This is a genomic window from Actinomyces ruminis (genome assembly GCF_002154335.2).
GTDB classification, from domain to species: Bacteria; Actinomycetota; Actinomycetes; order Actinomycetales; family Actinomycetaceae; genus Actinomyces; species Actinomyces ruminis.
Genome location: NZ_MTPX02000035.1, coordinates 73,932 through 97,437, shown reverse-complemented (window position 1 = coordinate 97,437; position 23,506 = coordinate 73,932). Strand labels below are relative to the sequence as shown.

The following is a 23,506-nucleotide window of genomic DNA, read 5'->3' as shown; positions in this document are numbered from 1 at the left end:
CATTAGCCGAGAACGCACCGGCCAATAGTGAAAACCGGCAAGTACCACAAAGGTCACATCGTCTTCACAGTCATGTCATAACAAGCGTCACTTGACGCCCACACCGGTGTTCCACCAACCAGCACGGCCAACAACTACAACCTCATGCACAAGCATGAAGGCGGGGCCGCCCTCTGCGGGACGGCCCCGCCTCGTGGTGGAGCTCGTCAGCGACTACGCGCTAGCACACCGGACCGAAGTACCCGGCCGGCATGCCGGGCCCCGGGTCACTGTGCCGGCTCGGCGGCGGCGGAGGCAATCTCCTCGGCCTCGCGCACGGCCTCCTCGGCATCCTCGCGGGGCATGCCTCGGAAGGTGAACTCGCCCAGAATGCCCTCGCCCTCGGCGTCGACCAGGACCTTCTGGCCCCGCTCGATCTCCCCGAAGAGGATCTTCTCGCTGAGGGCGTCCTCGATGTCGCGCTGGATGGCGCGGCGCAGCGGGCGGGCACCGAGCACCGGGTCGAAACCGCGCTCGGCGAGCAGCTCCTTGGCGGCAGCGGTCAGCTCGATGCTCATCTCCTGCTCAGCTAGACGCTCCGACAGGCGGGCGATCATCAGGTCGACGATCTGACGCACCTCATCCTTGGTCAGCTGCGGGAAGACGATCAGATCGTCCACGCGGTTGAGGAACTCGGGCCGGAACTGCTGCTTGAGCTCCCGGTTGACGTGAGCCTTCATCTCCTCGTAGTCCATGGTGCCGCCCTCGGTGGACTGGAAGCCCGTGGCCACGGACTTGCCGATGTCCTTGGAGCCGAGGTTGGTGGTCATGATGATGACGGTGTTCTTGAAGTCGACCACGCGCCCCTGAGCGTCGGTGAGGTGACCGTCCTCCAGGATCTGCAGCAGCGAGTTGAAGATGTCCGGGTGGGCCTTCTCCACCTCGTCGAACAGCACCACGGAGAAGGGGCGCCGCCGCACCTTCTCGGTGAGCTGGCCGCCCTCGTCGTAGCCGACGTAGCGGGGGGCGCGCCGAACAGCCGGGAGACGGTGTGCTTCTCGGCGAACTCGGACATGTCGAGCTGGATCAGGGCGTCCTCGTCGTCGAAGAGGAACTCCGCCAGAGCCTTGGCCAGCTCGGTCTTACCCACGCCGGTGGGGCCGGCGAAGATGAACGAGCCACCGGGACGCTTGGGGTCCTTCAGGCCGGCGCGGGTGCGGCGGATCGACTTGGACAGGGCCTCGATGGCCTTGTCCTGGCCGACGATGCGCTTGTGCAGCTCGTTCTCCATGCCCAGCAGCTTGGCGGACTCGGTCTCGGTGAGCTTGACCACCGGGATCCCGGTGGACATGGCCAGCACCTCGGCCACCAGGTTCTCGTCGACTTCGGCCACCTGGTCGAGGTCGCCGGACTTCCAGGCCTTCTCCTTGGCGACGCGCTCCTCGCCCAGGCGGCGCTCGTCGTCGCGCAGGGAGGCGGCGCGCTCGAAGTCCTGGTCGTCGATGGCCGACTCCTTCTCCTGCTTGACGGCGGCGATCTTCTCGTCAATCTCGCGCAGCTCCGGCGGAGCGGTCATGCGGCGGATGCGCAGGCGCGCGCCCGCCTCGTCGATCAGGTCGATCGCCTTGTCCGGCAGGAAGCGGTCGTTGATGTAGCGGTCGGCCAGCTTGGCCGCCGCCTCGATGGCCTCATCGGTGATCACCACGTGGTGGAAGGCCTCGTAGCGGTCACGCAGTCCGCCGAGGATCTCAATGGTCTCCTCGATGGAGGGCTGCTCCACGGTGACCGGCTGGAAACGGCGCTCCAGAGCGGCATCCTTTTCGATCTTGCGGTACTCGTCCAGGGTGGTGGCACCGATGGTCTGCAGCTCGCCGCGGGCCAGCATCGGCTTGAGGATGCTGGCGGCATCGACGGCGCCCTCGGCGGCACCCGCCCCGACGAGGGTGTGAATCTCGTCGATGAACAGGATGATGTCGCCGCGGGTGCGCACCTCCTTGAGCACCTTCTTCAGACGCTCTTCGAAGTCACCGCGGTAGCGGGAGCCGGCCACGAGCGAGCCCATGTCCAGTGAGTACAGCTGCTTGTCCCGCAGCGTCTCGGGCACGTCCCCGTGGACGATCGCCTGGCTGAGCCCCTCCACGACCGCGGTCTTGCCGACGCCGGGTTCACCGATCAGAACCGGGTTGTTCTTGGTGCGCCGGGAGAGGATCTGCATCACGCGTTCCATCTCCTTGTGGCGGCCGATGACCGGGTCCAGCTTGCCCTCGCGCGCGGCGGCGGTGAGGTTGCGGCCGAACTGGTCGAGGATGGCGGAGCCCGACGGCGTGCCCTCCTTGTTGGAGCCGCCGGCGGTGACGGTCTCCTTGCCCTCGTAGCCGGAGAGCATCTGCATGACGGTCTGGCGGACGGTCGACAGGTCGGCGCCGAGCTTGGTCAGCACCTGAGCGGCCACGCCCTCGCCCTCGCGCAGCAGGCCGAGCAGGATGTGCTCGGTACCGATGTAGTTGTGGCCCAGCTGCAGCGCCTCGCGCAGGGACAGCTCCAGCACCTTCTTGGCGCGCGGCGTGAAGGGGATGTGGCCGGAGGGGGCCGACTGCCCCTCGCCGATGATCTCCACGACCTGGGCGCGCACGGCGTCCAAGGAGATGTCCATCGACTCCAGCGCCTTGGCGGCAACACCTTCGCCCTCGTGGATCAGGCCCAGAAGGAGGTGCTCGGTACCGATGTAGTTGTGGTTGAGCGCGCGGGCCTCGTCCTGGGCCAGGACGACGACGCGGCGGGCGCGGTCGGTAAAGCGTTCGAACATCGCTGATTGCTCCTCGGCACGTGCGGTTGGTGATCGCGTTGCCCGGGTTCGGGCACTGCCCGGATTGGGGGAACGCGGGGCACGCGCTGATAAGGCTAACGGCGTGCGGCCGGCGCCCATGCCCCTGTTCGCAGTGGGCGTGAGCAGGGTTGAGTCGTCCCGACTCAGGAATAAGGGAGGGCGGGTGCACAGGGAGGGCTCTCAGCGCAAGGGCCGCCCGCCCCTGGGCCTCTGTCCCCTCCACGCACACAGTGCGCTCTGCCACGTATAGGCTGACTGCGTCCGCTGTTTCGGCCCGCTCCACGTCTCGCACCCGAGGGAGGCCCAAATGTCTGTCTACACCCGCACGCTTGTCGGCCCCTTCGATGAACTCATGCCCTTCCTTACATCATCCATCACCGGCCAGTCCGTCTCCGCATCCGAGGAGCCCTCCGCCGACGTCAGGACCGCAGCAGGGCGCGTCGCCGTGCGCGCCTTCGAGCGCTTCTCCTGGACCGGGAGCAATCGCGTAGGCATGACAGTCACCGCCGTCGAGGACGGCGGAGCCGTCCACGTCGTCGGTATCACCGTCGGCGGCAGTCAGGCGGTCTTCATGAAGATCAACACGTTTGGCGAGGAGGCCTTCCTCGAGACCCTCGTCAACGCCTGCGCCGCGTGGGAGTCCAAACGTGGCGCTCTCCCGCAGCGCTGACGCCGGACTGCTGTGCAAGGACCGAGCAGGAAGAGCACGGGACGCGGCTACCGCTATCCCCGTGCCTGAAAGTGAGGCCATCTACTACGCCACTTCGCCGTCTACAACGCCACTTCGGGGTTAACAACGCCGGTTAACGGTCTGCTGAAGGGCTCTGAGGCATACAGCAGAACGTTAAGTAGCGTTGTTAACGCCCAACCCGCGTAGCAGCCCCCACCCACCACACACCCGACCCGCCCGACCGGCCTCGTGTGCATCAACGCCTGGCAGGTCTAGCTGGAGCGCCGTCGATCACCGAGCTTCAGGCGTCCAGGGCCGCCTGGAAGGCCCGCAGCAGCCGGTCTGAGAAAAGCACGAAGCGCACCAGTTCCAGCCCGCGCGCCTGCTCCGCAGCGGCGTCGACGACGTCGGTTCCGCATACTTCCACGCCACTGGCCGTGTCCGCTCGGGCCGCGAGCGCGCGGGCCTCGGCCACGGCGGCATGGGCGACGGCGTCGGCATCCCAGCCGTACACGCCGGCGGAGATGGCCGGCACGGCCACGCTGCGGCATCCGAGTTCCTGCGCCAGTTCCAGGCTGGAGCGGAAGGCGGCGCGCAGCAGGGCAGGGTCGCTCTGGCCGGCGTGCCGGTTGGGACCAACGGTGTGGATGACCCAACGGGCGGGCAGGTCGAAGCCGGGTGTGGCCACGGCCTCCCCCACCGGCAGCCCATCGGGCAGGCTCGTGGCACGCAACTCGCGGCAGGCCTGGAGCAGGCGTGGCCCGGCGGCGCGGTGGATGGCGCCGTCGACCCCGCCGCCTCCGAGCAGCCCGGAGTTGGCCGCGTTGACGATGGCGTCCACCTCCTGGGTGGTGATGTCTCCGCGTACCGCTTCTATTCGCATCATGGCTCCATTGTGGCAACGGTGTCGGCGGGGCGGCACCCATCCGGGCGTCGCCCCGCCGACACCGTTGCCTTCGCCGACGCCGGACGCTACTTGGCCAACTGACTGGCGACCTCGAAGCCGTCCCAGATCGCGTACATGATGTTGGCGCACCGGCGCGCATCGCCGATGACGTGGTACGGGATGCCGGCGGCCTTCACCTCGGTCTCCAGTTCGTGGCGCGGGGTATAGCCGATCGCGGTGACCACCGTCTGCGCCGGAATCAGCCGCTGGTCGCCGTCGACGCTCACCAACAGGCCGGCGGCGGTGACATGTTCGGCGCGGGCACCGGCGAGCACCTCAATCCCGCGGTAGGAGACCAGGTCGTGGAGCATGACGTGGTTGGCCATGCACAGCGGGGCGTTCTTCTCCAACACGTCCGCCAGCGCCTCCACGATGGTGACCTCGACGCCGCGCTCGCGCAGCGAGATGGCCAGTTCGCAGCCGGTCAGGCCACCGCCGATGATGACGACCTGTTTGCCGAGGGCATCCTGGTCGAGCAGCGCATCGGTGGCCTCCACCACGGGCACGCCTTCACCGAGGTCCAGCAGCCGCGGAGTGGACCCGGTGGCGACCAGCACGTGGTCGGCCCCGGATGCGCGGATGACCTCGGCATCAACGGGTGAGTTCAGGTGCACCTCGACCCCGAGGTCCTCCAGTTGGCGTTCATACCAGGCAATCAGTGCGAGGTCGTCCTCCTTGAAGGAGGGCTGACCGCCGGCTATGACCACGCCGCCGAGGCGGTCGGAGGCCTCGTGCAGCACCGGGGTGTGGCCTCGTTCGGCCAGGACCCGAGCCGCCTCCATGCCGGCCACGCCGCCGCCGATGATCAGCACGCGCATGCGGGTGCGGTCACTCGCCTGCGGCAGCGGGCGCTCGGTCTCCCGAGCCGCCAGCGGGTTGACGGCGCAGCGCAGCGACGAGTAGTGCTCGATGCGGCCGATGCAGCCCTCCTGGCAGGAGATACAGGGGCGGACCAGATCGCGCCGGCCGCGCTGGAGTTTGTTAACGATCTCCGGGTCGGCCAGCGTGGGGCGGGCCAGGGAGATCAGCGTGGCCGTGCCGTCGGCCGTGGCCGCGGCCGCCAACTCGGGATCATCCATGCGCCCGGCCACGATCAGCGGGATCTCGGGGCAGGCCTCGTGCAGCTGGCGCGCGTAGGGGACGTACAGCCCCTTGGCCTGGTACATCGGCGGGTGGCTCCAGTACCAGGAGTCGTAGGAGCCGACGTCGACGTCGAGCGCCTCGTACCCATAGGACACGAGCAGTCGGGCCGCCTCGATCCCCTCGTCCATATCCCGACCCATCTCGGTGAAGGTCTCACCGGGCATGGCACCCACGCCGAAGTCCTTGATCATGGACTTTGGAGAGAAGCGCAGCTGTACGGGGAAGTCGTCGCCGGCACCGGCGTGGATGGCCTCAACCACCTCGCGGGCGAAACGCAAACGGTTTTCCAGGGAGCCGCCGTACTCATCGGTACGGTGATTGAAGAATGAGATGGCGAATTGGTCGAGCAGATAGCCTCGTGGACGGCGTGCACTTGAATGCCGTCGAATCCGGCCGCGCGCGCGACCGCTCCGGTGACGCGGAATTGCTCGACGACGCCTGGATCTCTTCCACCGTCATTTCGCGGCAGGTGATGGAGGGGTCCCAGCGGTAGGGGATTGCGGACGGCGCCACTGGTGTGCGTCCCCCGAGGATCGCCTTGGTGATCACCCGGCCGAAGCCCGCCCCCGCCTGGAGGACGATCTTGGCGTCGTAGCCGTGCACGCGCTCGGTCAGGTCCCGGCTGGTGGTCATGAACAGGCCGGGGGACTGCGTCGGATTGGGGATGAGGCCCGGCGGTACGCCATCGGCGGGGTTGGTCACCTGGCATACGCCGGTGATGATCAGGCCGACTCCACCCCGCGCCCGCGTCGCGTAGAACTCGATCGCCCGCTGGTTCCAGCCTCCCTCAGGTGTGGCGAATCCGAGAGGGCCCATAGGCCCCATGGCGTAGTGGTTCTTGACCTCGATGCTGCCCACCCGGGTGGGCTCAAATAGCTCCGTGTGTGGTAATTCGGTTTGCAGGGACGTCGACATACCGGTTCCTCCTTGAACTCGGCGCACACATAATTCCGCGCAATTTCAAGGGTAACACCCGGATTTGCCGGCGACCAGACCCGCCCGCGCGCCGACGCCCCGATATTCCGCAGAACCACGGAGCAGGTAATACCAGAGCACACTCGAAAACTCACCGAAAGCGCCGCAGTAGTTGAGCCTTTACTTATCCAATGGTGATCCTGAATACATTAGAGGCGTGTCCGGGCGTCCCTGTACGGTGAACCAATCACCACGACGGCGCTGACCAGCAGGCCCCGGTCCGCGGCCCAGCGGCCGGTCGGATCCGCGCCGTCGGCATTGTCGTCGGTTCCCGCCGCGAGCCGGGTCGCGAAGGTGCCGTCGAGCCGGATGTCCACGACGGCGTCCGCGAAGCGCAGGGGGTGGCGCGCCTGGGGAAAGCAGGCCTTGTAAACCGCCTCCTTGATGCTGAACAGCAGCCGGTCCCCGGCCACGTCCGGCAACGTCGCGGCCAGCTCGTCAACGTTCTCCCGCTCCGTCGGGGAGCCGATCCGTTCCAGCACGCCGCGTGCGAGCGGCCGGTTCGGTTCGGCGTCGATGCCGAGCGCGACCACCTGGCTCGCGCGGGCGACCGCGGCCGCCCGGTAACCCGCACAGTGGTCAGTGAACCGACGACGCCGTCGGGCCAGGTGGGCTCCCCCATCGGCCCCGGCACCATGGCGGGCCGGGCCACCCCCAGTTCTGCCAGCGCCCGCCCGGCCAGGTGGCGCACCGTGGTGAACTCAGCGCGACGACGCACCGAGGCACCCGAGATATGGGCACACTCCGCCGGCAGCAGCGGAGCGTCGATGTCGTGTCGCGCCTCGGCGACAATCACCGACGGCGGGACGAGCCTTGCCAGCAGGGGACCCTGTGCCTCCCGCACCTCCGCCCTCGGCATCAGGCCTCGACGAGGATGGTGACCGGACCATCCAATTCGGCGTCGATGTCCATATGGGCGCCGAAGCTGCCGGTGGCCACCTCCAGGCCGCGGCCGCGTAGTTCGGCAATGACTGCCTCCACCAACGGTTCGGCCACCTCACCCGGAGCCGCACCGTTCCAGGAGGGGCGGCGTCCCTTGCGCACGTCGGCGTATAGGGTGAACTGGGAGACAACCAGCACCGGCGCCCCCAGGTCGGTGATCGAGACCTCCTGGCCCGGGGCGCCGTCGTCGTCGCCGGGGCCGTCGAAGAGCCGCAGCTCGGCGATCTTGCGGGCCACGGTGGCCACCTGCGCGGGACCGTCGCTGTGAGTGACGCCGACCAGGGCCAACAGCCCGGGGCGGTCGATGGCACCGACCACCTCGCCGTCAACGCGCACCGCCGCCCGGTGGACGCGCTGCAAGACGGCGCGCATCAGCGGCCGGGAGTCCAGTCGCGCGGACCCCGACCGCCCCGAGATCCGCGGCCGTTGCCGGGGAAGCGGATCGAGGAGCGCACCCGCACCGGCGCGTAGTACCGCAGGGCGGGACGGACGTCGGCCAGGTAGACGGCGTTGGCGACCACGCCGAGCAGGCCCAGCATGGAGGTCGCCCCCATCAGCAGGACCACGGCGACGCCGGCGGCGTTGGCACCGAGCCAGAAGCCCTTGGTGCGCTTGCCGGCCGCGATGAAGTGCGACGGGTCATGGGTGAGGGTGTCGATGAGCGCCCAGATGCCCAGGCCCACGGCGGTGAACTGCGCGGCCCGCCAGATCCAGGAGACGGCCTGCGCGAGGTAGGAGGCGATTAGCACCAGAATGTCCACGAATCAACTGTAGCCGTCGCCCCGACGCGCTGCGAGCACCATTCCCCGTGGGCGAAAGCGCACCACCGCCACACATGCATGATATGGTTCAGGTCACACTTGGTGGTCACTCCCCTGTCGAACCGCCCCGCCACCCACCTCCACACCTCACCCCGACGCAGACCGCATCACCGCCGATCCGGGAGCTCCTATGACGGCCCTGCCCGAAACGAACGAATCAAACAAGTCCGCATCCCCCGCCTCCACCAAGATCCTGTATCCGGGCGCCACCATGCTCCTGGTCGCGGTCATCGGCTGCTTCACCGCCTGGGGTATCGCCGCGGACCTGACCACCCCCATGGTCTCCGGGTTCAAGCGCATCTTCGACATGTCCTCCTTCCAGGCGTCGCTGGTGCAAATGGCCTACTACGGCGCCTACTTCCTGCTGGCGATCCCCGCGGCCTGATCAACTCCCGCTGGGGCTACAAGGCGGGCATGGTCTCCGGCCTGGCCCTCGCCTCCCTGGGTGCCTTCGGCTTCTGGCCCGCCTCTCAGGTGATGACCTACGGGGCCTTCCTGGCCGCCCTGTTCGCCATCGCCGCCGGCTGCTCGCTGCTGGAGACCTCCGCCAGCCCCTATGTCATCTCCCTGGGGCCGGAGGAGACCTCCACCCGGCGGCTGAACCTCGCCCAGGCCTTCAACCCACTGGGCACCAACATCGGCGTGTTGATCGCCTCCACCCTCATCCTCCCCAAGCTCGACACCCCGGTGAACCTGGCCGACGTCAGCCCCGAGACCGAGCGGGCCATCCGCGCCGAGCAGCTGCGCGCCGTCACTGGCCCCTACATCGGGCTCGGCGTCCTGCTGGCCATCATCCTGGTCATCATCTTCGTGCAGAAGGCGCCGCCCACCGCCGTGGTGGAGGACGACGCCGCGCGGCCGGCCAGTCCGCTGGCCACCCTGTGGCGCTCCAAGCGCTACCGCTACGGGGTGATCGCCCAGTTCTTCGACGTGGCCGCCCAGGTGTGCTGCTGGACCTACATCATCCAGTACACCCAGCAGGCACTGAACGGCTCCCTGCAGCTGGGCTCGCAGATGCTGCAGATCAGCCTGATCGTCTTCCTGATCGCCCGCTTCCTCATGACCGCCGTCATCGCCCGCATCCGAGCCACCAAGGTGATGGCGGTGCTGGGAGCGATCGCCGTGGGCCTGTGCATCTACGCCTCGTTGCGCCCCGACATCACCGGTGTCATCGCCATTATCTCCGCGTCCTTCTGCCTGTCGCTGATGTTCCCCACGATCTACGGCGTGGCTCTTTCCGGACTCGGGGACGCCACCAAGTTCGGCGCCGCCGGCCTAGTCATGGCGATCGTCGGCGGGGCGATCATGCCGATGGTCCAGGGCCGAGTAATGGACGCCACCAGCGCGTCCACCTCATTCATCGTTCCGGCGGCGTGCTTCGCCATGGTCACCGCCTACGCGATCTACGACCTGCGCGCGCCCACCCAAACAGCCACCGCTGCTGCGGCGTCGGACACGGCCTCCGGCACGGCCTCAGCCAGCACAGTCTCCGGAAGGAAGGCCCAGTCATGACTTCCCTGAGAAAACGCGCCGCCGCCCTGATCGCGGCGGCCAGCACCGCCCTCGCCCTGACCGCCTGTGGGGGCTCCTCCGCCCCGTCCGACTCCATCGAGGTGCTGTCCTGGTGGACCTCCGCGTCGGAGTCCGTCGCCCTGGACACGCTCGTCGACGCCTACCAGGAGCGCAACTCCGACGTCTCCGTGGACCAGTTGGCCGTCGTCGGCGGTGCCGGCTCCCAGGCCCACGTGACCCTGGCCTCCCGCATCGCCCGCGGCGACGCCCCCGACGTGTGGCAGTCGCTGACGGCCGGGAACGTCACAGCCTGGCGGGACGCCGGCGTCGTCGGCGATGTGTCCTCCCTGTTCACCGATGAGGTCACCGCCCAGCTCCCCGAAGAGATCCTCGCCTCGGTCACGGTGGGTTCCAGCCAGTACGCGGCCCCACTGTCCGTGCACCGGGCGAACATCCTCATGTTCAACCGCGACGTGCTGCGGCAGGCGGGCATTGACGAGCCGGGGTCGGGCTACTCCCTCGACGATCTGCTCGCCGACCTGGACACCCTGCAGGAGCAGGGGACCACGCCGCTGTGTATCGGCGGCGCCGACTCCATCACCACGGCGGGCCTGTTCGAGTCCGTGCTGCTGGCCACCGTCGGCGAGGAGGGATGGGCCCAGATCGAGGCAGACCGCTTCGACTGGTCCGGTCAGCAGGTGACCGACGCCCTGGAGACCTTCGGGAAGCTCATGGATTACACCGATCCCGACGACGCCGACCGCACCTGGGATGAGGCGGCCGGCCGGCTGGCGGACGGCGAGTGCGGCTTCTACCAGATGAACGACGGCGCCCTGACCGAGTCCGAGGCGCTGGCCGGATCCACCACCGGGGAATCACCCGTCTCCTCGGTGGTCTTCCCGGGCACCGAGGGAACCTTCCTGATCGTGGTGGACACCTTTGTCCGCTCCTCGACGTCGGCGAACGGTGAGGATGCCGACGCCTTCCTAAGCACCGTGCTCGACCCGCAGGTGCAGACCGCCGTATGCGAGGTGAAGGGCTGCGTGCCGGTGCGCAATGACGCCGACGTCTCCACGCTCACCCCCTACCAGCAGCAAGCCGCCGAAGACCTGCGCAGTCAGACGGTGCTCAATGCGATCTCCTACGGCGAGGTGATCTCCCCGGCGATGCAGGACGGCTTCTTCAAGGCCGTCAAGAACTACCTGTCGACGGGCGACGCCTCGGCCTCGACCTTCGCCCGCATCCTCGCCGAGCGGGTCAACGAGGGCGCGGCCGGCCCCAACCTCTGATCAGGACAGCCCGCGCAGGTAGGTCGGCTCCTGGCCCGACGCCAGATCGCCGCGGGCCCATCAAGAACAGGGCCGTCAACCACCGGCGGTGGTTGACGGCCCCGCCCGTTCCGGCGGCGCAGACGGTCTCAGCCGATCTGATCCAGGAAGGTCAGCACCGAGTGCGGCTCCTCGATGCGCTCCTCCAGGCGGGCGTTGAAGGGGCCGCCGTAGGGCATGCCCAGGTGGGTCTGGAAGGCCTCCTCGTCCACGTAGGCCTCCATAACGAAGAACTTCGCGGGGTCGTCGCTGTGGCGGTAGACGTCGAAGACGCGGTTGCCGGGCTCGGTGCGGACCTTCTCACCGAAGTCGCAGATCATCTGGCGACCTCATCCTCGTAACCGGGCTTGGCGGTGAACTGTGAGTGCAGGATCTTCATGGTTTCTCCTCAGGGAGTACGGGCAACACCACGGCGATTCTATGGCGTGCATCACGCTGGCGGTAGAGGGGGTGTAAGCACGGGCCCGGCCGCTCCGGCAGCGCCGGGATATGTTCTGAGTCGGCGCACCGATGATCCTCGTCACGGCCCTCGCCTCAGCCCCGGGTACGACGCCGCAGGCCGTGAAGCATGCCGTGTGTCATGAGCCGGGCCACCGGGCGAACGGCCCGCACCATTCGGTACGCGGCCAGCGTGTAGGGCATGTACCGCTCACGCACCGTTAGACGGCAGGCATGCAGTCCCGTCGGGGTGAGGACGAATGCCCAAGTGAAGTCGAAATCCATACCTGCCTCAGCGGGCGCACGGCCGCCCTTGGATGACAGGACCAGGCAGCGCTCCGGCTCCGCACGCACGACCACCAGGCGACCTCTTCGGCTAGGTGCACCACTTCGCCCTCGGTGAGGTTCTGCCACGCCGGGTTGATCACATCCGCATTGGAAATGCTCACTCCGGCCAACCGCTCAAGCACGTCGAAGCTGTAGAAACCGCCACGCCCATAGCCCATCTGGACCAGCCAGGGCCATACGTCGGCCACAGGCGCCTGCAGCACCGTCTCGTGCGTCTCGACGATCTCGGCGTCGGGCAGGAGTTCGTCTCCGGGTAGGGGCTCTGCGTCGTCGCCGCGCGGACGCAGGCGCCCATTCACATAGGCGATACCAGCGGCCCCGAGGGCGATGGGCACGATCCAACGGCTGCGGTCGCTCATGCGCCCATACTTCCACAGCGGCAGCATTCCCACAGAGACCACAACACCAAGTCATGGCGGGCGCCGTACACTCAAACTCCGCGGCCCCACCAAGGGGTACGAGGCGAGGGCACCGGCGAGGCCGCCCCGGCTAGCCGCACTTTGCCGTTCCCCCGCCCCTGCCTCTACGAGTGTCGGCGTGAATGTGGTGCTTCGGATCAGGGTTTTGGCTGGTGTGATGCGGGAAAGTCAGGGCGATGGTCCAGCAGGCTAACCCCGGGGGGGTGTGTCAAGCCCTGGGTTTTGTGGAGGGTGTATTTATCTGGCGCCGGTGGTTGCCGGCTGGGGTTGGTTGGTGGTCTGCTCGCCGACGTCCACGGCCTCGGGTTCGGTCTCGGGCTCGGCGATGGTGTTGGTGTCTTCCCGTGGTGGTGGGGTGTAGGCCTGCTCGTGCTGGATAGGGGCGTGCATGCCTGTGGCGGAGTGAGGCCGGACGGTGCCCGACCAGTTGCGCCCACTCGGCGGTGGCGAACTCGACATCATCAATGCCCTCCCAGGGCCCGTGCTCATCCAAATACTTGTGATTGCGGATGAGCTCCGCCTTGTACAGCCAGTATCAGGGCCTCGGCCAGCGCGTTGTCATAGGAGTCGCCCTTCGACCCCACCGAGGCGACCGCATCGCAGTCCGAGGGGGCCTGCCCGTAACGTATCGCCCGGTACAGCCGCACCCCGGTCGGAGTGATGAATCAGCCCCTTCAGGTCAGTGCCCTCACGCCGGGTGCTGCCAGATCCCCATCCTCAGGGCGCCCCTGGGCCAGGTCGGTGTACAAGCTCGTGGACGTCTGCCAGCCGACGATCCGACGCGAGTACACGTCAGCGGGCGAAAGCCACATACACCCAGCCCGACAGGGTGCGCACATAGGTAATGTTCGCGACCCACAACTCGTTGGGTCTGAACGCGCTGAAGTGCCGATTCACCAAATCCGCCGAGCACTGCTCCCTTGGGAGCCGAACGGGTCGTCCTGGGCGATTTGGCGCGGCGAATACCATGCAGGCCCATGGCCCGCATCAACCGCACCCGCGGTACAGCGGGCACCGCATGCCCCAGCCCATGCCGCTCACAGGCCTCAGGACGGCCCCGCATCGCATGCATCTTCCTGGCCCCAAGCACGCAGTAGTTGTTCTCATGCACCCGCCTGATCTCGGCCTTCAAAGCGTCATCGCGTCTACTCCTTGCTGATGGGGGCCGGGCCTTGGCCGCGTAGTAGGTGCTCGGGGCGATCCTCATGCCTGACTGTGTCAGGACCTGGCAGATCGGCACAGGCCCCGCAGCTCCTCCCTGTGTGGGAGTCGATGTACTCACAGATCAGCGGGACGGGCGCTGCGGGCACCGGCCGCGAAAAAAGCCGACGCACTCCTCAAGATGGCGTTCGCCCTGCGCAGCTCGCGGCTTGTCGGCCTCCAGCTGTCTGATCCGCTCGGCATCCTCGCTGGTGGTCCCCGGCCTGGCAGCCGCGTCAACCTCGGCCTTCCTGTGTCCCAGGTACGCAGCGCCTCGGGGCGGGGCACCCAGCTCATCGGCGATCCTGCGGATCGCTCCCTTAGACCGCTCGGGGTCCCGGCGGGCCTCCACAGCCATCACAGCCATCCTGGTGGCCCGCTCCCGCAGCTCCTCGGGGTACTTCCTCTGAGCACTCATGACAGTGATCCTTCCGTGTATTCACTGCCTCCATCAAACCCGGTGCAGTTCACGGTGACGTACCGGTCGCCCTTGCGGGTGTGCCGCCAGACGTGCCCGTCCACCCCTATGACCTCTACACCCTTCAAACGGTCTGGGTCCTTCAGGAGCGTGTTCTTAGCGTGCTCCAGGACCGCGCCGTTGGCGGTGTCCCACGACACCCCCGGAGCTGCTGCTACGCGCGAGATGGACATGAAGTCCACCCCCACAGCCCGCAGGCCCCAGTCCACGGCCGCCCGAGTCAACACAGCCCGCTTGGCGGCGGGTCGAGAGGCATCCTGCCACCCGCACGCGTTCGCAGCCCTGGCAGCGCCACCGGCGCAGCCGCACCAGCAAGTGGGTTGGCCGCCAGCCCACCGGAACATGCGCCAGGCGCCGGGCCGCGGTCCCCACCGAGGCGCCCTCGGCCCCGCAGAACGCATCCTCCTCCGAGGCTTCCAGACGGCACTCCACCAGCGCCCGCTCCTGCTCCAGGCACACGCCGGTGGCTGTCAGTCCCAGGGCGCCTCTGGCCTAGGAAGCTAGCAAGGTCAGGGGCAGTGAAGGTAGTCTCGGTCATGTCGAGGTCTTTGTGATCGGTCGTGTTTAGTAGCCCATCAATCATCGGGGACCTCGACCCACACCCACCACCCCGACACGCGCACCCCGCGCTACCCCACCACCACACCCTCAAACGCGAAGAGCCGACAACCCGTGCCGGAAGCGGCTGGCCCGGCCCCGGACAACCCGGAACCACCAACAAAGTAACGGGCGAACCTGCAGGATCGCCGAGGAGCTGGGCAACCCGGGGCTTGACATGCCCACCCAGATCTGCGCGACAATGCGGGAACAAACAGATGCGGAGCGGGTGTAGTGCGCATGCGGCACCGCCCTGCATTGTCCTGGGCCTTCCCAGGTCATCACACCAATTCTGGCCAGCTCGGGGGCTTCCTGGCGAGAAACGCTCGTTCCCCTTTCGCAATCGAGCTCCACCACACCCGGAGGGGACGAGCTATCACCGTGCCAAGCGATACAGTCATACGCAACTACTAACAAACAAAGAGCCTCCATCTATTTATCCACTATACGGACTCCCTTGACACATTGCGATTCCTCGCAGGAAGATGCGATTGCTAGCTATCACTAGCAATACCCTGACAATCTGAAGGAGCTCTACACATGACCTCTTACGATAAGGCACGCACGATCACTGCAACCATTAGCGAGTCCAGATCCGCTATGTTCGGCGACATGACGATGGTGTGGAACCACATAGTTCCGGTAGCACGCTGACGTCAACAACGCAGGCGAACGCCGGGGAAGGACATGGTCGATACCTGATGGATACCGATTACCTCATCGAACATTTGGACGAATTGCTAGATCGGATCAACGGACGTCCAACTTCTCCGGCGTTCGCTGAACGCTACAACGTCACATCCGCTCTTCTATTGGGCCACACACCCCCTCCCGTCAGGACCGTAGCAGCCCCTCTCTACGTAACAGATTTAGGAATTCGCTTCGCGCCAGACCCAGCAGTCTTTTATTCGACACATATAAAGATCGCCGGTATGACGCCATTAAATCCGGTCGATATTCGCGACTACCTTGTCGCTTCCGAACTGACCAGCCTCGCCGAGCGACTCGACGCGGTAACGCTGTTTTTCGGCGATTACGCCAGCGCATTTCAGGCGATCACGGCACGCAAGGCCGACGTAATAGGGTCCAATGATTATCGGTTGCTTATTTACAGTGGGGTAATTGCTGGGGCGCTAGGCAACCACGACGCCCTAGAGTACTTCGCAACCGCCACGATGTGCACAAACTCTAAGACCGACCGCTACGCGGCCCAACACCGCGCCGCTACATTCGAAATCAAACGTCAATCGTCTTTCGAGGCTGGACTTAGACGCTTATTTCATGCCGAAAAGGCATACGTAGATTCTGGAACTTTAGAGGGCCAGCTGGACCTCGCAATCATGTATAATCTCGTGGCGCTAGCCTATTCACGGTTGCGGGACAGGGATCCGGAGTCTGCACTGCGGAGCGCCGATGAGCACTTGGTCTCGTTTATGCGCAACGCATCGGGTGACATTGAGCTAATGTCGAGAGCTGGTCGCTACCGTAGTCAAGTAGCAATCAATGCCGCTCAGATTAAGGCGTTTTCCTCAAACAATGCCGAAGCTAGCAAGATCCTCAAGACGAATCTGGAAACAACAAGGCGACAGGCATTTGAATATCTCCCGGAAGCGATGGGCGAATATGCGTACAGTCTATACCTTGACGGACGCTACGATGCTGCGGCACGGCATGCTTCGGACGCTTTTTGGCGCTACTATCAAATTGGCTCGACTCAGGGCATCCGAGCGTCACGAGAAATTGTGACTGCGTGCCTGTACAAGCGGCGCTTGTTTGACGACGCGGAACACATTGCTGAACTTTGCGAGTCTGATCCTATAGGAATTCGAGGATTCGACAATATTGTCTGACAAGACCAAAGTTCTAATGGCCTCCGGCCTGCGCCGCGTCTTCGGCAAGGAGGAGTTCGTTGCCGTCGACGACGTCTCCTTGAGCGTCGAGCCCAGTCAGGTGCATGCACTGCTCGGCCCCAACGGCGCCGGCAAGACCACCACCGTGCGCATGTGCGCTACCCTGCTGACGCCCACTACTGGCGAGATCCAGGTCGACGGCATGGACGCCGTCCGCCACCCCGAGGCGGCACGCGCCCGCCTGGGACTGGTGCTCGGCGGCGAACTCGGTTTCTATCCGCGCGCCACCGCCCGGGACAATCTGCTGTTCTTCGCCGACCTGCAGGGGCTGGCTCGACGCCGCCGTCGACAGGCGGTGGACGAGGCACTGGAACGGGTGGGCCTGGCGGATGTGGCCACCCGCAAGGCCGGAGCGTTCTCCCGCGGCATGTTGCAGCGCCTGCACCTGGCACGCGCCCTGCTCGGTTCTCCCCCGCTGCTCCTGCTGGATGAGCCGACCACCGGTTTGGATCCCGACGTGGCCCTCCAGGTACGCAACCTGATCCGGGAACTGGCCGCAGACGGCACCGGGGTGCTGTTGACCTCCCACTCCATGCCGGAGGTGGAGGAGCTGGCCGACACGATCAGCGTGATCGGGGCGGGGCGGATCGTCACTCGCGGTGCTGTGAGCGACGTCGCCGCCTACGCGGGCATCGCAATGACCAGTGTCTTCTCCCTGCCTGCCCAACTGGCCGACGCTGCCGCCCGGGTGCAGGAGCAACTGGGGGACGTCGCCGTCGTCGTGCAGCGTCCCGCGTCCGGCCGCTGGGCGGTGACCGTCTACTGGGCTGCGGACGACTCACACGCGGATCGGGAGACCCACGACACCGCCCTGGCCGGGGCCCTGGCCGAGATCGGGGCGGATGCGCCCGCCGATCTGGTCACCCGCCCGGCGTCGCTGGAGGAGGCCTACCTGGCCCTGGCCGACAGGCTCGCACGATGATTCGGCAACTGCGCATGACGGCCTTCCACGTACGCCAGTTCATGTCCGTCCCCTACTTCATCCAGCTAATGGTCTTCACCACCATCGCCACAACGCTGGTGCAGTTCCTCGCTGCCCGCGCCTGGGGCGGGATCACCCCCACCCAGGGCTGGGTGCGTGGCGGCGTGATCGGCATGTGGGCCACCGCTACCTGCGCCGCGGGCATCATCGGCTTCGAGCGGCACAAGGGGACTCTCGCGCACCTGGTGATGGCGCCGATCGGCGCTCTACGGTCTCTAGCGGCCGTCGTCTGTGCCGCCGGCTCCTTCGGGATGGCGGCACTACCGGTGGCCTGGTGCACGTGGGCAGTGGCCTCCGGATCGGTGGACTTCACCGTCCCCGGGTGGATGGGGGCCGGGCGCATGGTGGCGGCTGCGCTCCTACTGCTGGCGGGCTGCCTGGCCCTGAGCCTCGTGATCGCGGCGCTGTTCGTGCTCACGCCCAACGCGATCGCCTACGAGGAGTTGCTGCTGGTGCCGGTGTTCATCGCCTCCGGCATCCTGTTCACCTCCACCGCGCCGCCGTCCTGGCTGGCCGGGATCAGCCGATTCCTGCCCCTGTCTGTGCCCTTCGACATGCTGCTGGGGCGCGCTGTATGCCCCGCGGACGTGGTCGGCTGGTGCGTGTGCGTGGCCGCCTGGCTGGGCCTGGCAGCACTGCTGGGGCGGCGGGCGCTGTGGCTAGCCACGCGCGCTGGCACCCTGGAGGTGATCTGATGGAGCTGTTCATCCGGCGCCTGGCCTCGGGGGTGCGCGTGACGTGGGCGTCATCAACTGCCTTCGCCACATTAGGCACAGCCGTAGTGACGCTGCTGGTGCTGCCGCTGCTGAGCATCATCTACGACGTCCTGCTGGGCGCAGACCTGTCCGCACCCAACCTGGTGCGCACCGGCTACGCCGCCGCGCTGGTGGCCCTGGCGAGCTCCGTGTGCGCCGGGGTTGTAGGCACCGTCGCCACCGACCGCAACCTGGGCGTCTTCCAGGAGGTACACACGCGCCGCCGTGCGGACCTGGCCTACTGGCTGGCAGTCGCGGTCGTGCCCGCGCTGCTGGCCGTGCTCACCGGGGCCGCCGCCATCGGCGCGGTGTTCGTCCTCTCCCCCGCCCATGACGCCGCCATGCTGGGGCGGGTCATCGCCCTGGCGCCTATCGCCGTCGTCTGTGGGCTGCTGCTGGGGGTCGGCGCAGCAGGCATCGGAGTCGACCTACCCGACCCCTACCTGGGCGCGACCATTGTCTCCACCTTCCTGCCGCTGCTGGCCGGTGTGATTGTGCCGCTGTCACTGTGCCCGGCATGGCTGCGCGTGCTCGGCGGGATAGTGCCGCTAAGCGGCACCGTGACAGTCCTCGACTCGGGGGCCGATGACGTCGTACCGCTTCTGGCCCACGACCTGCTGGTCGCGCTCGTGTGGGCGGGAGTCGGCCTGGCTGCCACCCGGCACGCCGTCACCCGGCTGCGCGCCGGACTGCGCCGGGACGTCGTGTGACCCATACCGGCCTCTACTGCGACCCCTTGCGCCCTGGTACGAGCTTTTGCCCTCTGGTGTGCACTAATTGGCCGCACATCAGAGGGCAAAAGCTCGCAGTAGGCGAGGCGCCACACGCCACGCATAACGCCCGAGCGGTTCCGCCGCATCGGGCGGCCGATTCTCAGTTCTCGGGCGGCTGCTTGTCAGTTGGAGGCCTGGGCCATCGCGGTTGCGTACTCGCCGGATCCCGACGAACTAACGGGCTCGTTGTCGTCAATGGCGATGGAAGCGGTGATGTCCGTTCCATCCTTGGCCTGAGCAAGGATGTTCGCGTTCGAGGCATCGAAGACGAAGGACCCATCAATCTCAACCGTCTTGCTGAACGGAAGCGCTTCATCGCTCAACTGTTCCTGGCTGATGTTGCCATTCGCATCCAGGCTGGTCAGCGTGATGTCCGCAGTGCTCGCCGTGTCACTGGTGACTTCAAATACGATCGTGTGCTTATCCGCGTTGCTTCCAGAGGAGGCATCGGATTCCTCGGTGGTCTCCTCGGAGGCAGGCGATGCCTCCGTATCACTCGTTGATCCTCCGTCAGCGTTGCTGGAGGAGTCCGAGGAGTCCGAGGAACCGCATGCGGAAAGCGCGACGGCGGCGACGGCGCCCATGGTTCCCAGCGCGAAAACCCGGCGCGATATGGCAGTCATGGAAGTGATTCTCCTATGAATCAGGATTGCTAGGACGGGCTGTACTGTGCCACCCCCCCCGTTTTGTCAAACGGTTTCAGAGTTCGTTCACGCCGGGCAGCCAGCATCACACCCGTAGACGGGCAACAGTCACCACGCCATCGCTCCGCCGCCGCTTCAACCGACCTCGGTGTGTTACTGGTGCCGGTCTCGGTGGAGGGAGACGCCGCGCAGTCCGGCACCGGGGCGCTCGGAGGGGCTCGCCTGGGCTCGGCCCTCGGGGGACACCAGAGGCTCCTGGGCCGCAGCAACCCGGGTGACCACCTCCTCGGATGCCGCAGTCGCGGCCTCCTCCGCATCCGCGTCGGTGACCTCCACGGTCAGCGGCGCATCCGCGGGCACGCCCCGGCGCAACAGCGCCAGCGCCATGGGGCCGTAGTCGACATGACGCACCACAGAGGTCACCGCTCCGACGATCCGCTCCCCCAGGTACACGCTCGCACCCGGCGCTGGTAGCTGCCCGGTGAAACCGTCCAGCTGCAGAATCGTCAGTCGCCGCGGCGGACGACCCAGGTTGAGGGTACGGGCCACGGTCTCCTGCCCCGGGTAGCAGCCCTTGTTCAAGTGCACGGCAGTGCGCAGCCAGTCCAACTCATGCGGGATCGCGCGCGCATCCACCTCGCGGCCCCACCGTGGCCGCCCCGCCTCCACGCGCAGCGCCTCCCAGGCCAGCGAACCGGCCAAGCACCGTCCCGGCGCGACGCCACCGGCCAGGAAGGCCTGCGCAACCTCCCCCACGGCCTCGGCAGCCACCAGCACCCAGGTGGCCTGGTACCCCGCACCCGGGTGTTCCCGATCCACGCCGACGTCGTAGCTGGTGCCGCCCTCGGCCACACCCGGCCAGGGGTCGCGCCAGGTGGCCACGTGGGCGCCCGCGGCCCATGCGGCCTCCTCCAGAGCCGCACCGCCCTCGCCCAGCGCCGCCAGCACGGCCACGTCCTCGCGCACGGTGACCTCCACGCGCAGCATGAAACGCATGGACTGCAGGAACTCGGCCAGCGCCCGACCGCGTCCGACCTCCGTGACCAGCAGCAGCACCTCGCCGTCGTCGACGCAGACCAGGGCGTGGGTGATGTGCCCCTGGGCGTCCAGCAGCAGTGCCTCCACACCGCCGTCGCCGGGGAGCAGACCGGTCAGGTCCTGGCTGGACAGGGAGGTGAGCCAACTGAGCCGGTCGGGGCCGGTGACGGCAACGACGTCGCGGGCCAACGCGGTGGCGGCACGCCCGTCGACCAGCGCGTTCTGCTCGCGCAGCGGGTCGTCATAGCGGGCCGGTACGGCGGCATCCAGGTCGCCGGCGGGATTGGCGACGGCGTCGGACCGGTCTAGGAGGGGGCTGCGGCGCATCAGGCGGGGGCGTCCGTTGCGGTGGCCGCCGTGTCGGTGCCCGCCGCGCGGGCGGCCTCGTCGGCCGCGATGGCCTCGCGCAGGGCGGCCCCGGGGTCGGCCTCCCCCGCGTCCTCCACCCGGCCCAGGCGCCCGGAGGCGTAGGACTTGGGTTCTTCCTCGCCGAAGGCGGCCATGTCCTGAGTCCACATGAGTTCCCCGCCGACGAGCCCGAACATGCGGCTCATCTCGGTGACGGTGGCGGCGGTGCGGGTGCGGCCCACCGCCTGGGTGCCGACCTGGGCGCGCGGCCCCTGGATCCACCCCTCCCAGACGCCGACGTGCCCGGCAGGGTCGGTGGAAACCAGTTCCAGAGAGGTGATCGGGGTCTTTGAGGCGGGTGCGGACGCAGCACCATCGCCATCGGCAGCCTCCGGCAGCTCCTGGCCGACGGGCCGCCAGAAGGTGGTTTCGGTGGACCAGATCTGGGCGGGGGTCAGGCGCGAGGCGCCTTCCAGTCCGGGCATTTCGAAGTCGAGGTCCTGGCTGCGGGTGGCGTCCACGGTCCAGATGGTGCTGGTCTGCCGCAGGTAGGGGCCGCCGTCGTGGTCGAAGGTCATCTCCTGATAGACGGCCTGCTCCGGCACGGTCTCCCCGTAGGTGAGGATGCCGTAGCCGCGCCAGGTGCCCACCAGCCAGGCCAGCGGGTACAGCTCGGGGGCGAGGTCGTCGGGAATCGTAAACGCCATGGGTGCAGGGTACGGCCGGGGCGCTGCCGGACGCCACGGCGTCGGCGTCAGCCGCGATGAAACTGCCCATGACGCGAGCGATGGCGTACACGGGGGCGCCCAGCGACAGGATCGGCACGATCGCGCTGGCCACGGCGGCCCGACCACCGGGAACCCAGCGGTGAGTCCACAGGACGCGATTGGCCGCGGCCATGAGTACCCCGGCCACGAATCCGGCCACCAGGCACGCCGCCGCCGACTGCAGGGCCGGCTCCGGCCCGACGTGGCTGGCCCCGAAGAAACCGACCATGGCTAATGCCCCGCCGGCGGCACCCGCCACCAGTGCCGGGATGGTGACGGTGAGTACCTCCAGCACATTCGCACGCACGTTCAGGGTGGTCAGCAGGGCGCCGATGAACAGGGCCAGCGTGCAAGGCACGATAACGGCGGGATCGGCGATCCCGGTGTGTAAGGCGCACCAGCCGGCGCCAGAAATCATGACCAGGTTTCCGGTGACGGTGGAGGACAGGTCCTCCACCAGGTGCTGGCGGCCGTCGCGCCGCGCCATCTGCGCGATGAAAGCCGCCGGCACGCTGAGGGCCATGACCACCCCGGCCATGCCGAAGTCATTGGTGATGGCCACCAGCACCGCGGCGGTCAATCCGGTCAGGGTAATGACGGCGGTGGCGCCCTGGTCGTGCCGCGTGCGCACGAGCGCCGGCCAGCCCTGGGCGGTCAGGGGCACCAGCAGGACGACGACGATCAAGCGCGCCCAGGCGGGCAGGGCCGCGGAGATGGCCAGGAGCACGGGCACGACGCTGGCCACCGCCAGCCGAGTCCAGGCCGGGTCGACCAGCCCCACCTCGATGGGGCGGTTGCCGCCGCGGCGCGTCCCATAGCTCCCGGGGTCCACCATGCCGGGCACATCCTGCGTGTTCACGGTCGCATCGTCCCACACCCGCGCGCCGCGCATGTACCAGCGCGCACCAGGTCGTGTAATCCGTTCGCAAATACGAATGTGGTTCACTGAGCCTCAGGCCCTGCTGGGGCCGGAAGGAGGCGACAACCGTGCGCGTCATCATGTTCACCCGTGAGCACAGCGCCACCGCCGTCGTCCCCGCAATCTCATTCCTCGACTGCCGGATCGACTGCCTGGCACCGGTGCCCGCCTCCTATGCTTCGGCGGCCGAGGCGGATGTGGTCATGATCGATGCCCGCGGCGACCTGATGCGCGCACGTGCCTTATGCCAGCTGTTGTCTGGGCCCATGGACTGCCCACCGATCATCCTGGTGCTGGAGGAGGGCGGCGCCGCCGTCGTCCAGCCCGACTGGGGGGCCGCTGACTTCGTCATGGCCGGGGCCGCACCGACCGAATTGGGTGCGCGGCTGCGGCTGGTACGCGTGCGTACCACCGAGGCGGAGCCGATTGCCGAGGACCGTATTGAGGCCGGCGATCTGGTTATCGACACCACCGCCTACACCGCTCGCATCCGCGGCACGCTGCTGGACCTGACCTACAAGGAGTTCGAGCTGCTCAAGGCGCTGGCGCTCAACCAGGGGCGGGTGCTCACCCGGCAGGCGCTGCTGGACGAGGTGTGGGGTGAGGACTATATCGGCGGTTCGCGCACGGTCGACGTCCATATCCGCCGCCTGCGCGCCAAGCTCGGCACCGAGTACGACCACCTGATCGGCACGGTCCGCAACGTCGGTTACCGCCTGGACGCCTCCGAGGAAGAGCAGGACTAGG

General features: G+C 67.4%; 24 protein-coding genes and 3 pseudogenes. 10 read left to right on the top strand and 17 right to left on the bottom strand.

Annotation, left to right across the window (positions count from 1 at the left end):
- Positions 1-266: 266 nt before the first annotated feature.
- Positions 267-2,785: pseudogene (locus tag BW737_RS05900) on the bottom strand (ATP-dependent Clp protease ATP-binding subunit).
- 328 nt (positions 2,786-3,113) lie between these two features.
- On the opposite strand from BW737_RS05900, the gene BW737_RS05895 reads away from it, so the two are divergent.
- Complete coding sequence (locus BW737_RS05895; RefSeq protein ID WP_086614797.1) at positions 3,114-3,476, top strand: DUF6054 family protein; 363 nt, start codon at positions 3,114-3,116, stop codon at positions 3,474-3,476.
- Positions 3,477-3,777: 301 nt separating this feature from the next.
- On the opposite strand, the gene BW737_RS05890 is transcribed toward BW737_RS05895, so the two are convergent.
- The 7 genes and pseudogenes from BW737_RS05890 to BW737_RS05870 all read right to left on the bottom strand — a co-directional run bounded on the left by BW737_RS05890 (position 3,778) and on the right by BW737_RS05870 (position 8,243).
- Complete coding sequence (locus BW737_RS05890) at positions 3,778-4,359, bottom strand: O-acetyl-ADP-ribose deacetylase (protein ID WP_086614798.1); 582 nt, start codon at positions 4,357-4,359, stop codon at positions 3,778-3,780.
- An 89-nt stretch (positions 4,360-4,448) separates the two neighbouring features.
- Positions 4,449-5,897, bottom strand: coding sequence for an FAD-dependent oxidoreductase (locus BW737_RS05885; protein ID WP_257210532.1), 1,449 nt, complete (start codon positions 5,895-5,897; stop codon positions 4,449-4,451).
- A complete protein-coding gene (locus BW737_RS16715) occupies positions 5,869-6,480 on the bottom strand; it encodes an oxidoreductase (RefSeq protein WP_218961799.1) in 612 nt (203 codons plus the stop codon). The genes BW737_RS05885 and BW737_RS16715 overlap by 29 nt, the downstream gene beginning before the upstream one ends.
- Positions 6,481-6,689: 209 nt before the next feature.
- The gene (locus tag BW737_RS17890) at positions 6,690-7,073 is read right to left on the bottom strand and encodes a 4'-phosphopantetheinyl transferase superfamily protein (protein WP_257210524.1); all 384 of its coding nucleotides are present in this window, start codon (positions 7,071-7,073) and stop codon (positions 6,690-6,692) included.
- Positions 7,074-7,177: 104 nt separating this feature from the next.
- Positions 7,178-7,399, bottom strand: a pseudogene (locus tag BW737_RS19875) (4-phosphopantetheinyl transferase); the annotation flags it as partial.
- A complete protein-coding gene (dtd, locus tag BW737_RS05875; protein WP_086614799.1) occupies positions 7,399-7,854 on the bottom strand; it encodes a D-aminoacyl-tRNA deacylase in 456 nt (151 codons plus the stop codon). The gene dtd and the pseudogene BW737_RS19875, both read right to left, overlap by 1 nt.
- Positions 7,854-8,243: a DUF2516 family protein gene (locus tag BW737_RS05870; protein WP_086614800.1), complete on the bottom strand. Its 390-nt coding sequence runs from the start codon at positions 8,241-8,243 to the stop codon at positions 7,854-7,856. The genes dtd and BW737_RS05870 overlap by 1 nt, the downstream gene beginning before the upstream one ends.
- Positions 8,244-8,433: 190 nt before the next feature.
- On the opposite strand from BW737_RS05870, the gene BW737_RS17885 reads away from it, so the two are divergent.
- From BW737_RS17885 to BW737_RS05860, 3 genes are read left to right on the top strand one after another with little or no spacing between them, the layout of a single operon-like run.
- Complete coding sequence (locus BW737_RS17885; protein WP_257210523.1) at positions 8,434-8,688, top strand: hypothetical protein; 255 nt, start codon at positions 8,434-8,436, stop codon at positions 8,686-8,688.
- 29 nt (positions 8,689-8,717) lie between these two features.
- Positions 8,718-9,815: an L-fucose:H+ symporter permease gene (fucP, locus tag BW737_RS05865; RefSeq protein WP_257210522.1), complete on the top strand. Its 1,098-nt coding sequence runs from the start codon at positions 8,718-8,720 to the stop codon at positions 9,813-9,815.
- Positions 9,812-11,104 (top strand): ABC transporter substrate-binding protein, encoded by a 1,293-nt coding sequence (locus BW737_RS05860; protein WP_086614801.1) that lies wholly within the window; start codon positions 9,812-9,814, stop codon positions 11,102-11,104. The genes fucP and BW737_RS05860 overlap by 4 nt, the downstream gene beginning before the upstream one ends.
- 128 nt (positions 11,105-11,232) lie before the next feature.
- Here BW737_RS05860 and BW737_RS05855 read toward each other — a convergent pair whose 3' ends face one another.
- From BW737_RS05855 to BW737_RS15630, 6 genes and pseudogenes are all read right to left on the bottom strand, one after another.
- Positions 11,233-11,463, bottom strand: a complete 231-nt coding sequence (locus BW737_RS05855) for a putative quinol monooxygenase (RefSeq protein WP_257210521.1) — start codon at positions 11,461-11,463, stop codon at positions 11,233-11,235.
- Positions 11,464-11,802: 339 nt separating this feature from the next.
- Positions 11,803-12,288 carry a hypothetical protein gene (locus tag BW737_RS05850; RefSeq protein WP_143233297.1) on the bottom strand — a complete coding sequence of 162 codons (486 nt, stop codon included), beginning with the start codon at positions 12,286-12,288 and terminating at the stop codon, positions 11,803-11,805.
- A gap of 297 nt (positions 12,289-12,585) precedes the next feature.
- Positions 12,586-12,738 carry a hypothetical protein gene (locus tag BW737_RS16125; RefSeq protein ID WP_180272085.1) on the bottom strand — a complete coding sequence of 51 codons (153 nt, stop codon included), beginning with the start codon at positions 12,736-12,738 and terminating at the stop codon, positions 12,586-12,588.
- A 284-nt stretch (positions 12,739-13,022) separates the two neighbouring features.
- The gene (locus BW737_RS16120) at positions 13,023-13,160 is read right to left on the bottom strand and encodes a hypothetical protein (RefSeq protein WP_180272084.1); all 138 of its coding nucleotides are present in this window, start codon (positions 13,158-13,160) and stop codon (positions 13,023-13,025) included.
- A gap of 473 nt (positions 13,161-13,633) precedes the next feature.
- Positions 13,634-13,966 (bottom strand): hypothetical protein, encoded by a 333-nt coding sequence (locus BW737_RS05845; protein ID WP_086614803.1) that lies wholly within the window; start codon positions 13,964-13,966, stop codon positions 13,634-13,636.
- A 50-nt stretch (positions 13,967-14,016) separates the two neighbouring features.
- Positions 14,017-14,175: pseudogene (locus tag BW737_RS15630) on the bottom strand (ISL3 family transposase); the annotation flags it as partial.
- A 1,149-nt stretch (positions 14,176-15,324) separates the two neighbouring features.
- On the opposite strand from BW737_RS15630, the gene BW737_RS15625 reads away from it, so the two are divergent.
- Genes BW737_RS15625 through BW737_RS05825 form a run of 4 tightly spaced genes read left to right on the top strand, consistent with a single transcriptional unit; the run spans position 15,325 to position 18,980 of the window.
- A complete protein-coding gene (locus BW737_RS15625) occupies positions 15,325-16,473 on the top strand; it encodes a hypothetical protein (RefSeq protein ID WP_143233295.1) in 1,149 nt (382 codons plus the stop codon).
- Positions 16,466-17,455: an ABC transporter ATP-binding protein gene (locus tag BW737_RS05835; protein ID WP_338063874.1), complete on the top strand. Its 990-nt coding sequence runs from the start codon at positions 16,466-16,468 to the stop codon at positions 17,453-17,455. The genes BW737_RS15625 and BW737_RS05835 overlap by 8 nt, the downstream gene beginning before the upstream one ends.
- Positions 17,452-18,210, top strand: coding sequence for an ABC transporter permease (locus BW737_RS05830; protein ID WP_257210520.1), 759 nt, complete (start codon positions 17,452-17,454; stop codon positions 18,208-18,210). The genes BW737_RS05835 and BW737_RS05830 overlap by 4 nt, the downstream gene beginning before the upstream one ends.
- Positions 18,210-18,980 carry an ABC transporter gene (locus BW737_RS05825; protein ID WP_086614806.1) on the top strand — a complete coding sequence of 257 codons (771 nt, stop codon included), beginning with the start codon at positions 18,210-18,212 and terminating at the stop codon, positions 18,978-18,980. Before BW737_RS05830 ends, BW737_RS05825 begins: the two co-directional genes overlap by 1 nt.
- 185 nt (positions 18,981-19,165) lie before the next feature.
- Here the strand turns inward: BW737_RS05825 and BW737_RS05820 are convergent, their stop codons facing one another.
- The 3 genes from BW737_RS05820 to BW737_RS05810 form a co-directional block, all read right to left on the bottom strand.
- Complete coding sequence (locus BW737_RS05820) at positions 19,166-19,666, bottom strand: hypothetical protein (RefSeq protein ID WP_086614807.1); 501 nt, start codon at positions 19,664-19,666, stop codon at positions 19,166-19,168.
- 174 nt (positions 19,667-19,840) lie between these two features.
- A complete protein-coding gene (gene ygfZ, locus BW737_RS05815; RefSeq protein ID WP_086614852.1) occupies positions 19,841-21,052 on the bottom strand; it encodes a CAF17-like 4Fe-4S cluster assembly/insertion protein YgfZ in 1,212 nt (403 codons plus the stop codon).
- Entirely contained in the window at positions 21,052-21,780 is a 729-nt protein-coding gene (locus tag BW737_RS05810; RefSeq protein WP_086614808.1) for a heme-binding beta-barrel domain-containing protein, read from the bottom strand. Before BW737_RS05810 ends, ygfZ begins: the two co-directional genes overlap by 1 nt.
- A 581-nt stretch (positions 21,781-22,361) precedes the next feature.
- On the opposite strand from BW737_RS05810, the gene BW737_RS19435 reads away from it, so the two are divergent.
- Together BW737_RS19435 and BW737_RS05800 are read left to right on the top strand one after the other, a co-directional pair.
- Positions 22,362-22,658 (top strand): hypothetical protein, encoded by a 297-nt coding sequence (locus tag BW737_RS19435; protein ID WP_180272082.1) that lies wholly within the window; start codon positions 22,362-22,364, stop codon positions 22,656-22,658.
- A 169-nt stretch (positions 22,659-22,827) separates the two neighbouring features.
- On the top strand, positions 22,828-23,505 hold the full coding sequence (locus BW737_RS05800) for a winged helix-turn-helix transcriptional regulator (RefSeq protein WP_086614809.1): 678 nt from the start codon (positions 22,828-22,830) through the stop codon (positions 23,503-23,505).
- Position 23,506: the final 1 nt, after the last annotated feature.

Bases quoted from the DNA above. Each gene is read 5' to 3' on its own strand.
- BW737_RS05895 (WP_086614797.1), top strand. From the start codon at position 3,114: ATGTCTGTCTACACCCGCACGCTTGTCGGCCCCTTCGATGAACTCATG.
- BW737_RS05890 (WP_086614798.1), bottom strand. From the start codon at position 4,359: ATGCGAATAGAAGCGGTACGCGGAGACATCACCACCCAGGAGGTGGAC.
- BW737_RS16715 (WP_218961799.1), bottom strand. From the start codon at position 6,480: ATGTCGACGTCCCTGCAAACCGAATTACCACACACGGAGCTATTTGAG.
- dtd (WP_086614799.1), bottom strand. From the start codon at position 7,854: ATGCGCGCCGTCTTGCAGCGCGTCCACCGGGCGGCGGTGCGCGTTGAC.
- BW737_RS17885 (WP_257210523.1), top strand. From the start codon at position 8,434: ATGACGGCCCTGCCCGAAACGAACGAATCAAACAAGTCCGCATCCCCC.
- fucP (WP_257210522.1), top strand. From the start codon at position 8,718: ATGGTCTCCGGCCTGGCCCTCGCCTCCCTGGGTGCCTTCGGCTTCTGG.
- BW737_RS05860 (WP_086614801.1), top strand. From the start codon at position 9,812: ATGACTTCCCTGAGAAAACGCGCCGCCGCCCTGATCGCGGCGGCCAGC.
- BW737_RS05855 (WP_257210521.1), bottom strand. From the start codon at position 11,463: ATGATCTGCGACTTCGGTGAGAAGGTCCGCACCGAGCCCGGCAACCGC.
- BW737_RS05850 (WP_143233297.1), bottom strand. From the start codon at position 12,288: ATGAGCGACCGCAGCCGTTGGATCGTGCCCATCGCCCTCGGGGCCGCT.
- BW737_RS16125 (WP_180272085.1), bottom strand. From the start codon at position 12,738: ATGCACGCCCCTATCCAGCACGAGCAGGCCTACACCCCACCACCACGG.
- BW737_RS16120 (WP_180272084.1), bottom strand. From the start codon at position 13,160: ATGTGGCTTTCGCCCGCTGACGTGTACTCGCGTCGGATCGTCGGCTGG.
- BW737_RS05845 (WP_086614803.1), bottom strand. From the start codon at position 13,966: ATGAGTGCTCAGAGGAAGTACCCCGAGGAGCTGCGGGAGCGGGCCACC.
- BW737_RS15625 (WP_143233295.1), top strand. From the start codon at position 15,325: ATGGATACCGATTACCTCATCGAACATTTGGACGAATTGCTAGATCGG.
- BW737_RS05830 (WP_257210520.1), top strand. From the start codon at position 17,452: ATGATTCGGCAACTGCGCATGACGGCCTTCCACGTACGCCAGTTCATG.
- BW737_RS05825 (WP_086614806.1), top strand. From the start codon at position 18,210: ATGGAGCTGTTCATCCGGCGCCTGGCCTCGGGGGTGCGCGTGACGTGG.
- BW737_RS05820 (WP_086614807.1), bottom strand. From the start codon at position 19,666: ATGACTGCCATATCGCGCCGGGTTTTCGCGCTGGGAACCATGGGCGCC.
- ygfZ (WP_086614852.1), bottom strand. From the start codon at position 21,052: ATGCGCCGCAGCCCCCTCCTAGACCGGTCCGACGCCGTCGCCAATCCC.
- BW737_RS05810 (WP_086614808.1), bottom strand. From the start codon at position 21,780: ATGGCGTTTACGATTCCCGACGACCTCGCCCCCGAGCTGTACCCGCTG.
- BW737_RS19435 (WP_180272082.1), top strand. From the start codon at position 22,362: ATGACCACCCCGGCCATGCCGAAGTCATTGGTGATGGCCACCAGCACC.